The organism is Microbispora sp. NBRC 16548 (assembly GCF_030268985.1).
Taxonomy (GTDB): Bacteria; Actinomycetota; Actinomycetes; order Streptosporangiales; family Streptosporangiaceae; genus Microbispora; species Microbispora catharanthi.
The window spans coordinates 248,100-261,702 of the sequence record NZ_BSSF01000009.1; the positions used below are offsets into that span (position 1 = coordinate 248,100).

Here is a 13,603-nt window from a genome sequence, read left to right on the forward strand (position 1 = left end):
TCGCCGCCGCGACCCCAGCGCGCCCCGATCTTCGAAATCCCCCCACGACCGCGGATCGGATGACCCGCCGGTCGGTTCCTGCCGGACAGAGGAACGCAAATGTCGAAAACGCATGTCCCGTTATTGCGCTTGATCGCTGTGGTGGCCGCGGCCTGCCTGCTCGCCGTGGCCGCGCCTCTCCTCCCCGCCTCCGCCGCCGGCGGCCCCAACCTCGCCGCCGGCCGCACCGTGACCACGAGCAGCAGCAACAGCCCGTACGTCGCGGGCAACCTCAACGACGGCAACCAGGGCACCTACTGGGAGAGCTCGAACAACGCCTTCCCGCAGTGGGCACAGATCGACCTCGGCAGTGCGACGAGCATCGACCAGGTCGTGCTCAAGCTGCCGGCGACGTGGGAGGCCCGCACCCAGACGCTGTCGGTGCAGGGCAGCACCGACGGGTCCTCCTTCGGCACGATCGTGAGCTCGGCCGGCCGCTCCTTCGCCCCCGGCTCGGGCAACGCGGTGACGATCGGCTTCACCGCGACCACGACCCGGTACGTCCGGATCAACGTCACCGCCAACACGGGCTGGCCCGCGGCGCAGCTGTCCGAGATCGAGGTGTACGGCGCGGCCATCGCCTCCGGCAACCTCGCAATCGGCAAGACCATGAAGGAGAGCGCGCACGCCGACGTGTACGGCGCGGGTAACGCCAACGACGGCAACCAGGCCACCTACTGGGAGAGCGCCAACAACGCCTTCCCCCAATGGCTCCAGGTGGACCTCGGCGCCTCGACCGCGGTGAACAAGGTGGTGCTGAAGCTCCCGCCCACCTGGGAGGCCCGCACCGAGACGCTGGCCGTTCAGGGCGGCACCGACGGCACGAACTTCTCCACTCTCGCCGCCTCGGCGGGCCGCGCCTTCGATCCCGCGAGCGGCAACACGGTCACGATCGGCTTCTCCACCGCCAACGTCCGGTATGTCCGGGTCAACGTCACCGCCAACACCGCCTGGCCGGCCGCGCAGGTCTCCGAGTTCGAGGTGTACGGCCCGGCGCCCACCGGTGACACCCAGGCCCCGACCGCGCCCTCGAACCTCGCCTACACCGAGCCCGGCGCCAACCAGATCAGGCTCACCTGGTCGGCCTCCACCGACAACGTCGGCGTCACCGGCTACGACGTCTACGCCAACGGGGTGCTGCGCACCAGCGTCGCCGGGAACGTCCTGACCTACACCGACACCCAGCCGGCCGACGCCACCGTGTCCTACTACGTGCGGGCCAAGGACGCGGCCGGCAACGAGTCGGCCGACAGCAACACGGTCACCCGCAAGGGCTCGACCGGTGACACCCAGGCCCCGACCGCGCCCGGCGACCTCGCCTACACCGAGACCACGCCGGGGCAGGTCAAGCTCACCTGGACCGCCTCCACCGACAACGTCGGCGTCACCGGCTACGACGTCTACGCGAACAACGTGCTGCGCGGCAGCGTCGCCGGAAACACCACGACCTACACCGACACGCAGCCCACCAGCGCCACCGTGTCCTACTACGTGCGGGCCAAGGACGCGGCCAGCAACGAGTCGATCAACAGCAACACCGTCACCCGCAACGGCTCGGGCGGCGGCTCGAACATGGCCGTCGGCAAGCCGATCACCGCCTCCTCCTCCACGTTCACGTACGTCGCCGCGAACGCGAACGACAACGACGTGACGACATACTGGGAGGGCGCGGGCGGCTCCTACCCGCAGACGCTGACCGTCCAGCTCGGGGCCAACGCGGTCGTGAGCTCGGTCGTGCTCAAGCTCAACCCCGACGCCGCCTGGTCCACCCGTACGCAGACGATCCAGGTGCTGGGCCGTGAGCAGAGCGCGTCGGGATTCACCAACCTGACCGGCGCGGCGACCTACACCTTCAACCCGGCGACCGGCAACACGGTGACGATCCCGGTCTCCGGCACGGTCGCCGACGTGCAGCTCAAGTTCACCGCCAACTCCGGCGCCCCGGCCGGGCAGGTCGCCGAGTTCCAGGTGATCGGCTCCCCGGCGCCCAACCCCGACCTGACCGTCACCGCGCTGTCGGCCTCCCCCGCGTCACCGGTCGAGACCGACGCCGTCACGCTGTCGGCGACCGTGCGCAACACGGGCAGCCTCGGCTCCGGCGCCACCACCGTGAACTTCTACCTGGGCGGGACCAAGGCAGGCACCGCCTCGGTCGGCGCGCTCGCGGCCGGCGCCTCGGCCACCGTGACGGCGAACATCGGCCAGCGCGACGCGGGCAGCTACCCGCTGAGCGCCAAGGTCGACGAGTCGAACGCGGTGATCGAGCAGAACGAGACCAACAACGCCTTCACCGCCTCCTCTCCGCTGGTCGTGAAGCCGGTGGACAGCTCCGACCTGGTGGCCTCCCCGGTGAGCTGGTCGCCCGGCAACCCGGCGGCCGGCAGCACGGTGACGTTCACCGTGGCGATCAAGAACCAGGGCACGGTCGCCTCGGCGGGCGGCGCCCACGGAATCACCCTCACGATCACCGACGACTCGGGCACCGTGGTCAAGACGCTGACCGGCTCCTACAGCGGCGCGATCGCGGCCGGGTCCACCACCGGCCCGGTCAACCTGGGCACGTGGACGGCCGCCAACGGCAGGTACACGGTGAAGACCGTGCTCGCCGCCGACGCCGGCGAGCTGCCGGTCAAGCAGGCCAACAACACCTCCACGCTGCCGTTCTTCGTCGGCCGCGGCGCGAACATGCCCTACGACATGTACGAGGCCGAGGACGGCGTGACCGGCGGCGGCGCGACGGTGGTCGGCCCGAACCGGACCATCGGCGACCTGGCCGGCGAGGCGTCCGGCCGCAAGGCCGTCCGGCTCACGACCACCGGCAGCTACGTGGAGTGGACGACCAGGGCCGACACGAACACCCTGGTCACCCGCTTCTCCATCCCCGACGCGGCGGGCGGCGGCGGCACCGACGCCACGCTCAACGTCTACGTCAACGGCGGCTTCCTCAAGGCGGTCAACCTGACCTCGAAGTACGCGTGGCTGTACGGCCCGGAGGCGGGCCCGGGCAACTCGCCGGGCGCGGGCGCCCCGCGGCACATCTACGACGAGGCCAACATCCTGCTCGGGACGACCGTCCCGAAGGGCAGCAAGATCCGGCTGCAGAAGGACGCCGCCAACACCTCCACGTACGCGATCGACTTCGTGAACCTGGAGCAGGCGTCGGCGATCCCCAACCCCGACCCCGCGACGTACGCCGTCCCGACCGGGTTCGCCCACCAGGACGTGCAGAACGCGCTCGACAAGGTGCGGATGGACACCACGGGCAAGCTCGTGGGCGTCTACCTGCCGCCGGGCGACTACCAGACGTCGGGCAAGTTCCAGGTGTACGGCAAGGCGGTCAAGGTGGTCGGCGCGGGGCCGTGGTTCACCCGGTTCTACGCGCCCTCCAACCAGGAGAACACCGACATCGGCTTCCGGGCGGAGTCGTCGGCCAACGGCTCGACGTTCTCCGGGTTCGCCTACTTCGGCAACTACACCAGCCGCATCGACGGGCCGGGCAAGGTGTTCGACTGGCAGAACGTCGCCAACATGACGATCGACAACGTCTGGGTCGAGCACCAGGTCTGCATGTACTGGGGCGCGAACACCGACAACATCACGATCAGGAACTCGCGGATCCGTGACACCTTCGCCGACGGCGTCAACATGACCAACGGCAGCACCGACAACCTGGTCTCGAACGACGAGGCGAGGACGACCGGCGACGACAGCTTCGCGCTGTTCTCGGCCATCGACGCGGGAGGCGCCGACGAGAAGAACAACGTCTACGAGAACCTGACCGCGATCCTGCCGTGGCGCGCGGCCGGCATCGCGGTGTACGGCGGGTACGCGAACACCTTCAGGAACATCTACATCGCGGACACGCTGACCTACTCCGGCATCACGATCAGCTCGCTCGACTTCGGCTACCCGATGAACGGCTTCGGCGCGAGCCCGCCCACGGTGTTCGACAACATCTCGATCGTCCGCGCGGGCGGCCACTTCTGGGGCCAGCAGACCTTCCCGGCGATCTGGCTGTTCTCCGCCTCGAAGGTGTTCCAGGGCATCCGGGTCAGCAACGTGGACATCGTCGATCCGACGTACTCGGGGATCATGTTCCAGACCCAGTACCTCGGCGGCCAGCCGGTCAACCCCATCAAGGACACCGTCTTCACCAACATCTCGATCTCCGGAGCGCACAGGAGCGGCGACGCGTTCGACGCGAAGTCGGGCTTCGGCCTCTGGGCGAACGAGCTGCCGGAGCCCGACCAGGGACCGGCGGTCGGGTCGGTGACCTTCAACAATCTGAAACTCAGCGACAACTACCAGGACATCAAGAACACGACGTCCACCTTCACGATCAACATCAACCCCTGATGACGTGACGGCGCCGCCGGAGGGACGTCCCTCCGGCGGCGCTTGTTTTTCTGGGGGGTGTCAGGGTGTCAGGAGCAGCGGGTGCCGTTCAGCGTGAAGCCGGTCGGGTCGCCGTTCGAGCCGCTCCAGGTGCCCTGGAAGCCGAACGAGACGTTGCCGCCGGCCGGGATCGACCCGTTGTACGACAGGTTCTTCGCGGTCACCGACGACCCGCTCTGGGTGACGTCGGCGCTCCAGTAGCCGGTGATCTTCTGGCCGTTCGGGAAGGAGAAGCCGACGTTCCAGCCGTTCACCGGGCTGGAGGAGGTGTTGGTGACGGTGACGTTGCCGGTGAAGCCGCCCTGCCACTCGTTCTTGCTGTAGCTCACCCGGCACGCGCCGCCGCCGTTGCCCTGGGTGGGGCTGGCGGTGGGCGTCGGCGAGGGGCTCTGGACCACGCCGCCGACGCTGTAGGAGAAGTTGTTCACCGCGAGGCCGGTGCCGCCGATCCAGGGCTCGAATCCCGCCTGGACGCTGGTGAGGTACCACGACCGCTGGGCGTAGCCGCGGTTCACCGCGTCGTCGTAGAACGAGCGGACGGCGAAGCTGATCGAGTTCGTCGGCGAGGTGCGGACGTAGGAGATGACGTTCCAGCCGATGTTGCCCTCCCAGACGTCCCAGGTGCCTCCGGCGATGTTCGCCGTGCCCACCCGGGAGCCCACGGGCTGCACCGAGCCGGTGTGGTTGAGCCACACCATGATCTCGGCGCCGGTGTTCTGGCCGTCCTTGCGAGGCGTCGGGTCGAACCAGATGTCGTACGCCGCGTCGTAGACGCCCGAGCCGGGATAGCTCATGCTGACGCTGGTCTGGACCGTGTTGAACTGGCTGTTGCTCGCCTGGAGGGGCAGGCCGCTGCCGCTGGAGCAGTTGGCGTAGTGGCAGCCGGCGTAGATGGCCGGGTACGCCGCCGGGGTGCCGCCCGTGTTGTTGTGCCCCGCCTGCGTCACCGTGAAGCCGGTGTTCGTGACGTTGATGCACTGCGGGGCGCTGCTCCCCCACACGTTGTTCATGACGACGTACTTGCCGCCCTGAATGGTGGTGCTGCCGTACTTCTCGCAGATCGTCGTGTCCGCGTGCGCCGCCTGACCGACGACGAGCGACGCGGCGACCGAGCCGAGCATGGCGAGGCTCGCCGTGATCATTCGCATCCTCATGTCCCGGACCATAGACATGGGACGAGTACGGGCGACATGGGCGGATTTGATCGACAACTTGGACGAAACCCCGACCAGCGACAACGTCCTTACGGAAAGTGAAACTTTCAGTCACACGTGCTGTCCGGCTCCCGGAAACCGGCGTGCGCCGCCGTCGGCCGGGGAGTATGGCGGCAGGAGGAGGTGGGGAGCGATGTCCGTCACGGTCCGCCGCGTGTACGAGGATCCCGCGCCCGGGGACGGCACACGGGTGCTGGTCGACAGGGTGTGGCCGCGCGGCCTCACCAAGGAGGCCGCTCACCTGGACGAATGGGTCAAGGACGTCGCGCCGTCCGGCGCCCTGCGCTCCTGGTACGGCCATGTCCCCGAGAGGTTCGCCGAGTTCCGCAGCCGCTACCTCGCCGAGCTCGACGATCCCGAGCGGCAGGCCGCCCTCGACCGGCTGCGCCGGCTCATGGAGAGCGGCCGGCTGACCCTGCTCACCGCGACCAGGGACGTCGAGCACAGCCAGGCCGCCGTCCTCGCCGAGGTCCTGTCCGGCTGACCCGCCCTTGCAGTGATCCGCAAGTTGACTCCCATTCCGGCCGGAGATCATGAGCGTCTTCCGATCACAGAAGGGATGTCATGTGAGACGTTCAGCGTTTCTCCGCAGGCTCGGAACGGCCGGTGTGCTGCTGGCGGGGCTGCTGCTCGCCGTGCCCGTGCAGCAGGCGACCGCACAGGCGGCGGTCACGGCAACCCCAACGCCCAGCGCCGCCGCGACGGCGAACCCGTACGTCACCGCGTCGGACATGAAGGTCACTCCCTCCACCTACACCGGCTCGTGCAAAGTGGGGCCGTACGGCCTGGAGCACATCGTCTCGGCGACCATCACGGTCAGCAAGCCGATGACCGTCAACTATTCGTGGATGGCCGACTACGGTTTCTGGACCGCGGGTTCGGTGACCTTCGACGCGCCGGGCAGCAAGACGGTCAGCAACGTCTTCTTCCGCACGACCAGCCTCAGGGGCACGATGCGCCTCAGGATCGTCGAGCCGGCCGGCGTCGCCGACACTCAGGCCGCCTCGTTCGACACGGTCTGCGTCAAGCCGACCGTGTCCGACATCAGCAAGCAGCGCACGGACGAGAATGAGGTGTGCGGGCCCGGCGCGCCCGCCGAGCTCACACTCACCGCGAAGCTCGCCGTGGCCGACGGCCCCTCCACCGTCGACTACCGCTGGTATCGCAAGAGCAACCAGACCCGCAACCAGTGGGTCTACCTCGGCGCCGGGAGCGCCGTCTTCACCTCGACCGGGGCACAGGAGAAGACCATAACCACCCGATACAGCACGAGCGTGTCGGAGAACGGCTACTTCAAGGTGGAGCTCTCCTCCCCCTATCAGGGCCTGGGCCAAAGTGCCTTCCTCGTGAGCTGTAGCACCAAGAACGACCTGTGACGACCGCGGAGGGCGGGACACCAGGTGGGCCGCCCTCCGCCGCGGGCTCGCTCAGTGGACCGCGCGGGTGCGGCGGCCGCCGGTGATGTCGAGCCGGACCATCGCCGGGAGGCGGTGCAGGCCGAGCGTGGTGCGCAGGTCGGGGACGGCCTCGTCGTGCAACCGGGTGACCAGTGCCCCGAGGTCGGCCGGTTCCACCGCGGAGACGCCGAGGTCGAGGTGCGGGTCGTCGGACGGGCCGCGCAGCACGGCGTGCGCCCTGCGCACGTCCGGATAAGCGCTGACCTGCTCGGCCAGGGCCTCGCTCGCGGGATGCGCGTCGACCTCGGTTACCCCGGACGTGCCCGACTCCAGGCGCAGCCGCCGCGGCCGGTCGACCCGCAGCAGCGCCAGCAGCCAGGCCAGCCCGATGAGCCCGATCACGAATCCGATGGCGGCCACGACCGGCCAGAACCACGGCGCCGTCGCCGCGAGGTCCCTTGCCCCGGCGTCCACCACCGGCTCCCGCACGGCGGCATCGCCGAAGGCGCCCAGCGCCCGCGCGAGCGCGAGGCCGCCCGCGGCCAGCAGAACCAGGCCGGACAGCGCCAGCCCCGTCCGGTTGCCCTTGCCTGATCTCGTCTTCACGGTCCTGCCTCCTTCGCCTAGGACGGGCCGTGGACGCGCAGGTGCAGCGAGACGTGGTGGGCGGGGGCGAGCCGGGCCAGTTCGTCCTCGACGGCCGCCCGCACACGCTCCCCCAGCGCTGCCGTGTCGCGCAGGTCCGTCCGGACCGACACGTCCGCGTGCCAGCCGTACATCCGCGCTCCGGCCTCGCGCACGCCGTCCACCTCGGTCGCCCTGGCTCTCAGCGCCCGCGCCAGCGCGCGGCGCGGCAGGCCGACCATCAGGTCGGGGTCCCCGGTGCGCAGCGCGACCATCCGTCCCCGGCCGGGGACGGCCGCGATCAGGATCAGCACCAGGCCGATCAGGGCCAGCGCGGATGCCACCGCGAGGACCCGGCCGTCGTCCCAGGCCGTGGTGCTCGCCCATCGGGCCCACTGGTCGTACGGCACGAGCTTGACGGGGAGCCCCAGCAGCGCGGAGACCACGTGGACGGCGGTGAGGCCTCCGATCCCCAGCAGCGCCAGCGCGACGACCGCGGCCGGCAGCCCCCGGCTGGGCCGGAAGGCCCGGCGGGCTCCCCCGTCCCCGAACCCCCGCATCGGGACGAAGCGCGGCACCCTTTCAGACAGGCCTCGGCCTTCGCTCATCGCCACCCCTCCGCTCGGGCTTCCGCCCGGACCTCCGCTCGGGCACAAGCTCCACGACCTCGATGTCCACGTTCTCCACGGCGATGCCCGTCAGCTCACGCAGCCGCCGCCGGACGTGCTCGCGAATCTTCGCGGCCAGCCGCGGCACCGGCGCCGGATAACGCACGGCCAGATCGCAGTGGACCGCCGCGACCGCCCCGCACACCGACGCCGACACGTGGGGCAGACCGGTCACGTGCTCGTCCTCGCTCGCCAGTTGCTCGGCGATCTTCGCGAAGGCCCGGTCCGAGATCGTCGTCGTCCCGTGTGCCGCGGGCTCGCTCATTGTCGTCTCGGGTGCATCTGCGGCAGGTGTACGCCGCCTTCGAGCACCAGGCCGACGAGGAACCCGACGATGCCGAGGACCAGGACGATGATGAACGCGCTGAGGCCGCCGAAGGCCCCGACCACCCCCAGCACCGTGCCGAACAGCAGCCCCACGAGGCCCCAGAGCGGATAGCCTTCCATGATCATTCCTTTCTTCCGCCGTCGTCTGTGACCACGTCGGCGATCGTCACGTCCACCTTGCGGCCGCCCGCCAGGCCGCCGATCGCGTCGCGGACCAGGTCGGCGATCTCCGGCAGCGGCCTGCCGTACCGGGCGACGATGTCGACCTCGATCGCGTCGTCCCGTATGGCTACGCCCGGGACGAGACCACCGGGCAGGTACGTCGCGACCACGCCGAACGGTCCCCGGGACAGATCTGCGACGTCGGGACACGACAGCACGCGGTCCGCGATCCGGCGGGCGGAAACCTCGCGTTCCTCGCCTTCTCGCCCCGCTCCGGCATCCCGCTCCGGCGGCGGGCCACCCGGGGAGCCGGGCCCGGCCCGCTCGGGCACCGCGACCCGCCGGCCGCCGCCTTCCGCCCCCGCGTTCTCCGGGACGGCGCTCATTGGACCCGCGGCTCCCCGTCCGCGGGCGCCTGCGGCTCCTGTTGCCTCGGCAGATGGACGTCGTCGACCGCGATGTTGACCTCGGTGACCTCCAGCCCGCACATGCGTTCCACCGCGCGGATCACATGGCTCCGCACGGCCTGCGCGAGGTCGGGGATCGCGACGCCGTACTCGACGATGAGGTGGATGTCCACGGCGGCCTGCCGCTCGCCGACCTCCACCGACATGCCCCGGGTGACGCCGTCCTCCCCGCCGAGCGCGCCCCTGATCGCGCCGAACGCGCGGGCCGTGCCGGTGCCGAAGTCGTGGACACCGTCGATCTCGCGGGCCGCCATACCGGCGATCTTGGCGACCACCTCGTCGGCGATCGTGGTGCGGCCCCGCTCCGTCACCAGGCCGGAGCCGCCCTGCGTCCCGAGGGACCGCCCGGGTGCCGGCTCGACGGTCGCGGTCGACGACGTTCTGGTCTCGGTCATGTGACTCCCCCGCTTCACGCGCGCGGTAGGTACCGCTTACCGCCGATACACGCCCGTGATACCCGGTTTGCACTCAGTAATCATCCGAGGTCGGACGAGTTTGGGTCATCGGAACCCCTCCAACACACCAAGACCGGCGAGCCCGGCCGGGGTCAGAACGGACAGCCCTAAGAACTGGATCAAGTCCGACCAAAACTGCCCGGTATGTACGAGATCGAGTTTTTATGTGCCTGTCTAGGGCATTCATACCGTTCAGTCGGATCGCAGCGCCGTACGGCGAGACGGGCGGATGGCCGGAACGGCGCTTCGGGGGGCGGCCAGTAGGAGGCGCGATCATGAAAGACGGACTGAAGGTGGCCCTGGCTGTCATCGCGGGCTACTACCTCGGCCGGCACCACAAGCTGCGCCTGGCGCTGGTGCTCGCGCTGGCCATCCTCGCCGCCCGCCTCAAGGGAGAGGGAGCCGCGGGAGCCCTCCTCGAACAGGTCCCCAAGATCCTCGGCGGCGCCGCCCCCGACCTTGGCAAGATCACCGAGCGCGTACGCGGCGACCTGCTGGACATCGGCAAGGCGGCCGCCATGCGCGCCACCAGCCGCCAGATCGACAACCTGAGCGACAAGCTGCACGAACGCGCCGAGGCGCTCCGGCAACCCAAGGGCCGGGGCCGGGCGGCGGAGGAGGAGGAAGAGGAAGAGGCGAAGGAGCGTCCGGAGGAGGGCCGCCGCCGGGTGCCCCGCCGCCGCCCGCAGCAGCGCGAGCCTGAGCCAGAAAAGGGCTACGAGGAGGAAGAGGAGTACGAGGAGGAGCCGTACGAGGAGGAGGCGGAGGAGCCTGAACCCGAGGAGCGGCGCCGACCCCGGATCCGTCCCACCCGCCCGGTGCTGCGGAGGAGGTGAGACCGATGACCGAACAGACGCGGGAACGGGCCGAGACGGAGCGGGCCCAGACGAAGCGGGCACAGGGCGCACGGGCTCCGGACGAAGGGGCGCTGCCCACGCAACGGCTCGGGCAGGAGTTCCAGAACCTCGCCACGGCCGTGGCCGAGCGCGCGTTGTCCCGGGTCGCCGAGAGGATCGACGGTCTCGCCGGCCGTCTCACCGACTACGTGGAGCACGGCGGCTCCGGGCTGCTCAGCGCGCTCACGGGGAAAGAGGGCGGCGGACGCGAGGCGCTCGGCGGGCTGCTCGGCGGCCTCACCCGCGGCCGGAACGCCCGGGACCTGCTCAAGTCGGCGGCCGACCGGCTCGGCGCGACGGGCGGAGGCGGCCTGCTCGGCGCTCTCACCAGCGCTCTCACCGAGGACGGCGGAGGCGGCCACCCCGTACGCGCGGCCCTCATGGCGTACGGCAAGGAGAAGATCAAGGGCCTGTTCGGCGGGGGCGGCGGCGGCAAGGGCCGCAAGGGCAAGAAGCTCAAGGTCACCAACATCGTCGAGTCGCTCGACATCGGCGCGCCGCTCCGCCTGGTCTACAACCAGTGGACACAGTTCGAAGACTTCCCGAGCTTCATGAAGAAGGTCGAGACCGTCGAGCAGAAGTCCGACGAGAAGCTCGGGTGGAAGGCCCAGATCTTCTGGTCCCACCGCACGTGGGAGTCGACGATCGTCGAGCAGGTCCCCGACAGCAGGATCATCTGGCGGTCGCAGGGGCCGAAGGGCTTCCCGGACGGCTCGGTGACCTTCCACGAGATCGCTCCCGAACTGACCCGGGTCCTGCTCGTCGTCGAGTATCACCCGCAGGGATTGTTCGAGCGTCTCGGCAACCTGTGGCGGGCCCAGGGCCGCCGGGTCCGGCTCGAGTTCAAGCACTTCAGACGGCACGTCATGACCAACGCCCTGCTGCGTCCCGACGAGATCGAGGGCTGGCGGGGCGAGATCCGCGACAGCGAGGTCGTCAAGGACCACGAGACGGCGCTGCGCGAGGAGCGCGAACGCGAGGGCCGCGAGCGGGGCGAGGAGGCCCCCGAGGAGGCCGAGGAAGAGGCTCCCGAGGAGCGCGAGGAAGCCGGGGAGGCCCACGAGCCCGAGGAGTTCGAGGAGGAGCCGTACGAAGAGGAGGAGGAAGAGGAAGAGGAGGAGGAGCCCGAGCGGGCGCGCAGGCCCGCCTACACGGGCGCCGAGACGGGCGGACGCGCCAGGCCGCCGGTCACCCGCAGGCGCGGGGAGGAGCCCGAGAAGCGCGGCACGCGGGCGCCGGCCAGGCGGCGCGGGGCGGAGGCCGAGCGGGGCGAAGGCGAACAGCCCCGGAGGGGCGAGCAGGCCCGCAGAGGCGAGGAGACCGAGGAGACGGGCGAGGCCGAGGAGCGGCCGACGCGCCGCCGTCCCCTGGTCCGGCGCCGCCGTCCCCCGGATTAGCAGGCACGGAATAGCAGGCACGGAATAGCAGGCACGGAATAGCAGGCACGGAATAGCAGGCACGGAAACACGACATGGAATCGAGGAGGGGAAGCGCATGACGGTAGCCGTTCCACCGGCGGGTGGCGGCGGATTGCCGGGCCGGTCGTCGGGATCGGGCCTGGCCGACGTCATTGACACGATCCTGGACAAGGGCCTCGTGATCGACGCCTACGTACGGGTCTCACTGGTCGGCATCGAGATCCTGACCATCGACGTGCGTGTGGTCGTCGCGAGCGTCGACACCTATCTCCGATTCGCCGAGGCGGTGAACCGGCTGGACCTGGCGTCCCAGCAGCAGGGGCTGCCCGACCTCCTGTCGAGTGCGCCCCAGAGCATCGCCCGCGGCAAGTCCAAGGGCGTGGCCCAGGGCGTGATCGAGGCGGCCGGAGAGAAGCTGCAGGACCTCTTGGCGAACTACGCGGAGGAGGAACCCGCCCCGCGTACCCGCAGGCGTCGAAGGGAGGAGGACTGAGATGACGGGCTCCACGAGGCAGTCCGGGGCGGGCGACCGGGCCGAGGCCCCGCAGCGCAACACGGCGTGCTACGTCTACGGCATCCTCCCCGAGGACGTCGAGATCAGCGAGGACGCCGTCGGGGTGGGCGATCCTCCCGGCCGGATCACGATCATCAGGCACGGTGAGATCGCCGCTCTGGTGAGCGACGTCGACGTGGACCGCCCCCTCGGCCGCGCCCAGGACCTGGTGGCCCACGAGCAACTGCTCGACGAGGCCGCGGCCGAGGTCCCCGTGCTCCCCCTGCGGTTCGGCGCCGTGATGACCACGCCGGAGGCGGTCGTGGAGGAGCTGCTGGCCCCGCACCACGACTCGTTCGCGGCCGCGCTGAAGCAGATCGAAGGCCGAGCCCAGTTCGTCCTCAAGGCGCGGTACGCCGAGCAGCCGGTGCTGGTCGAGGTGCTGACGGAGAACGCCGAGGCCAGGCAGTTGCGCGAGCGGATCAGGCAGTTGCCGGAAGAGGTGACACGCAACGAACGGATCCGCCTCGGCGAACTGATCACGCAGATCATCGCGGCCAAGCGCGAGGCCGACACCCGGGCGGTCGTCGAACGCTTCGAGCCCTGCACCGTCGGCGCGGTGGTCCGGGACCCCAGCCACGAGCGGGACGCCGCGCACGTCGCGTTCCTCGTGGAGAACGACCGCCAGGCCGACTTCGAACGCGTCGTCGGGGAGCTGCGCTCCGAGTGGGGAGACCGGGTCGAGGTCCGGTCGCTCGGGCCGATGGCGCCGTACGACTTCGTCACCACCTGACTCGTGAGGGGAGGCTGCCGTGGGACTGATCAGCCTGCTGTTCACCTGGCCGCTCGCCCCGGTCCACGGCGTCATCCGGCTGGGCGAGCTGATCCAGCAGCAGGTCGAGCATGAGCTGAGGGATCCGGCGGCGGTCCGGCGGCGGCTGGAGGCCATCGAGGAGGCCAGACGCTCGGGCCAGATCTCCGAAGAGGAGGAGGCCCAGGCCGTGGAGGAGATCCTCAGGCTCATGAGCGGCCCGCGGAGGGGGTGATC

The 13,603-nt window shown here is 70.2% G+C and carries 15 protein-coding genes; 8 read left to right on the forward strand and 7 right to left on the reverse strand.

Going from position 1 to position 13,603, the window contains the following annotated elements:
- The first annotated feature begins 138 nt into the window (after nucleotides 1-138).
- Nucleotides 139-4,395 carry a galactose-binding domain-containing protein gene (locus QSK36_RS25645; protein ID WP_285784228.1) on the forward strand — a complete coding sequence of 1,419 codons (4,257 nt, stop codon included), beginning with the start codon at nucleotides 139-141 and terminating at the stop codon, nucleotides 4,393-4,395.
- A 68-nt stretch (nucleotides 4,396-4,463) separates the two neighbouring features.
- On the opposite strand, the gene QSK36_RS25650 is transcribed toward QSK36_RS25645, so the two are convergent.
- A complete protein-coding gene (locus tag QSK36_RS25650; protein ID WP_221264464.1) occupies nucleotides 4,464-5,588 on the reverse strand; it encodes a glycoside hydrolase family 12 protein in 1,125 nt (374 codons plus the stop codon).
- A gap of 193 nt (nucleotides 5,589-5,781) precedes the next feature.
- Between QSK36_RS25650 and QSK36_RS25655 the strand changes: the two genes are divergently transcribed.
- Both QSK36_RS25655 and QSK36_RS25660 read left to right on the forward strand, forming a co-directional pair.
- The gene (locus QSK36_RS25655; protein WP_285784153.1) at nucleotides 5,782-6,132 is read left to right on the forward strand and encodes a DUF488 domain-containing protein; all 351 of its coding nucleotides are present in this window, start codon (nucleotides 5,782-5,784) and stop codon (nucleotides 6,130-6,132) included.
- Between the two features lie 82 nt (nucleotides 6,133-6,214).
- A complete protein-coding gene (locus QSK36_RS25660) occupies nucleotides 6,215-7,024 on the forward strand; it encodes a hypothetical protein (RefSeq protein ID WP_285784154.1) in 810 nt (269 codons plus the stop codon).
- Between the two features lie 51 nt (nucleotides 7,025-7,075).
- On the opposite strand, the gene QSK36_RS25665 is transcribed toward QSK36_RS25660, so the two are convergent.
- From QSK36_RS25665 to QSK36_RS25690, 6 genes are read right to left on the reverse strand one after another with little or no spacing between them, the layout of a single operon-like run.
- The gene (locus QSK36_RS25665) at nucleotides 7,076-7,651 is read right to left on the reverse strand and encodes an Asp23/Gls24 family envelope stress response protein (protein WP_285784155.1); all 576 of its coding nucleotides are present in this window, start codon (nucleotides 7,649-7,651) and stop codon (nucleotides 7,076-7,078) included.
- A 17-nt stretch (nucleotides 7,652-7,668) separates the two neighbouring features.
- Complete coding sequence (locus QSK36_RS25670; RefSeq protein ID WP_183543493.1) at nucleotides 7,669-8,277, reverse strand: DUF6286 domain-containing protein; 609 nt, start codon at nucleotides 8,275-8,277, stop codon at nucleotides 7,669-7,671.
- Nucleotides 8,252-8,602, reverse strand: a complete 351-nt coding sequence (locus QSK36_RS25675; RefSeq protein ID WP_285784156.1) for an Asp23/Gls24 family envelope stress response protein — start codon at nucleotides 8,600-8,602, stop codon at nucleotides 8,252-8,254. The genes QSK36_RS25670 and QSK36_RS25675 overlap by 26 nt, the downstream gene beginning before the upstream one ends.
- Complete coding sequence (locus QSK36_RS25680) at nucleotides 8,599-8,784, reverse strand: hypothetical protein (RefSeq protein ID WP_183543489.1); 186 nt, start codon at nucleotides 8,782-8,784, stop codon at nucleotides 8,599-8,601. The genes QSK36_RS25675 and QSK36_RS25680 overlap by 4 nt, the downstream gene beginning before the upstream one ends.
- Before the next feature lie 2 nt (nucleotides 8,785-8,786).
- Nucleotides 8,787-9,212: a hypothetical protein gene (locus tag QSK36_RS25685; RefSeq protein ID WP_225898820.1), complete on the reverse strand. Its 426-nt coding sequence runs from the start codon at nucleotides 9,210-9,212 to the stop codon at nucleotides 8,787-8,789.
- The gene (locus QSK36_RS25690; RefSeq protein ID WP_183543488.1) at nucleotides 9,209-9,688 is read right to left on the reverse strand and encodes an Asp23/Gls24 family envelope stress response protein; all 480 of its coding nucleotides are present in this window, start codon (nucleotides 9,686-9,688) and stop codon (nucleotides 9,209-9,211) included. The genes QSK36_RS25685 and QSK36_RS25690 overlap by 4 nt, the downstream gene beginning before the upstream one ends.
- A gap of 335 nt (nucleotides 9,689-10,023) precedes the next feature.
- On the opposite strand from QSK36_RS25690, the gene QSK36_RS25695 reads away from it, so the two are divergent.
- From QSK36_RS25695 to QSK36_RS25715, 5 genes are all read left to right on the forward strand, one after another.
- Nucleotides 10,024-10,584: a hypothetical protein gene (locus QSK36_RS25695; RefSeq protein WP_139577515.1), complete on the forward strand. Its 561-nt coding sequence runs from the start codon at nucleotides 10,024-10,026 to the stop codon at nucleotides 10,582-10,584.
- A 5-nt stretch (nucleotides 10,585-10,589) separates the two neighbouring features.
- Nucleotides 10,590-12,041: an SRPBCC family protein gene (locus QSK36_RS25700; RefSeq protein ID WP_285784157.1), complete on the forward strand. Its 1,452-nt coding sequence runs from the start codon at nucleotides 10,590-10,592 to the stop codon at nucleotides 12,039-12,041.
- A 97-nt stretch (nucleotides 12,042-12,138) separates the two neighbouring features.
- Nucleotides 12,139-12,555, forward strand: coding sequence for a gas vesicle protein GvpJ (gene gvpJ / locus QSK36_RS25705; protein WP_139577517.1), 417 nt, complete (start codon nucleotides 12,139-12,141; stop codon nucleotides 12,553-12,555).
- A gap of 1 nt (nucleotide 12,556) precedes the next feature.
- Complete coding sequence (locus tag QSK36_RS25710; RefSeq protein WP_285784158.1) at nucleotides 12,557-13,348, forward strand: GvpL/GvpF family gas vesicle protein; 792 nt, start codon at nucleotides 12,557-12,559, stop codon at nucleotides 13,346-13,348.
- 19 nt (nucleotides 13,349-13,367) lie between these two features.
- The gene (locus tag QSK36_RS25715) at nucleotides 13,368-13,601 is read left to right on the forward strand and encodes a gas vesicle protein GvpG (protein WP_030509755.1); all 234 of its coding nucleotides are present in this window, start codon (nucleotides 13,368-13,370) and stop codon (nucleotides 13,599-13,601) included.
- Nucleotides 13,602-13,603: the final 2 nt, after the last annotated feature.

Excerpts from the sequence above, each read along its gene's own strand:
- QSK36_RS25650 (WP_221264464.1), bottom strand. The coding sequence starts at position 5,588 with ATGAGGATGCGAATGATCACGGCGAGCCTCGCCATGCTCGGCTCGGTC.
- QSK36_RS25655 (WP_285784153.1), top strand. The coding sequence starts at position 5,782 with ATGTCCGTCACGGTCCGCCGCGTGTACGAGGATCCCGCGCCCGGGGAC.
- QSK36_RS25670 (WP_183543493.1), bottom strand. The coding sequence starts at position 8,277 with ATGAGCGAAGGCCGAGGCCTGTCTGAAAGGGTGCCGCGCTTCGTCCCG.
- QSK36_RS25675 (WP_285784156.1), bottom strand. The coding sequence starts at position 8,602 with ATGAGCGAGCCCGCGGCACACGGGACGACGACGATCTCGGACCGGGCC.
- QSK36_RS25680 (WP_183543489.1), bottom strand. The coding sequence starts at position 8,784 with ATGGAAGGCTATCCGCTCTGGGGCCTCGTGGGGCTGCTGTTCGGCACG.
- QSK36_RS25685 (WP_225898820.1), bottom strand. The coding sequence starts at position 9,212 with ATGAGCGCCGTCCCGGAGAACGCGGGGGCGGAAGGCGGCGGCCGGCGG.
- QSK36_RS25690 (WP_183543488.1), bottom strand. The coding sequence starts at position 9,688 with ATGACCGAGACCAGAACGTCGTCGACCGCGACCGTCGAGCCGGCACCC.
- QSK36_RS25695 (WP_139577515.1), top strand. The coding sequence starts at position 10,024 with ATGAAAGACGGACTGAAGGTGGCCCTGGCTGTCATCGCGGGCTACTAC.
- QSK36_RS25700 (WP_285784157.1), top strand. The coding sequence starts at position 10,590 with ATGACCGAACAGACGCGGGAACGGGCCGAGACGGAGCGGGCCCAGACG.
- gvpJ (WP_139577517.1), top strand. The coding sequence starts at position 12,139 with ATGACGGTAGCCGTTCCACCGGCGGGTGGCGGCGGATTGCCGGGCCGG.
- QSK36_RS25710 (WP_285784158.1), top strand. The coding sequence starts at position 12,557 with ATGACGGGCTCCACGAGGCAGTCCGGGGCGGGCGACCGGGCCGAGGCC.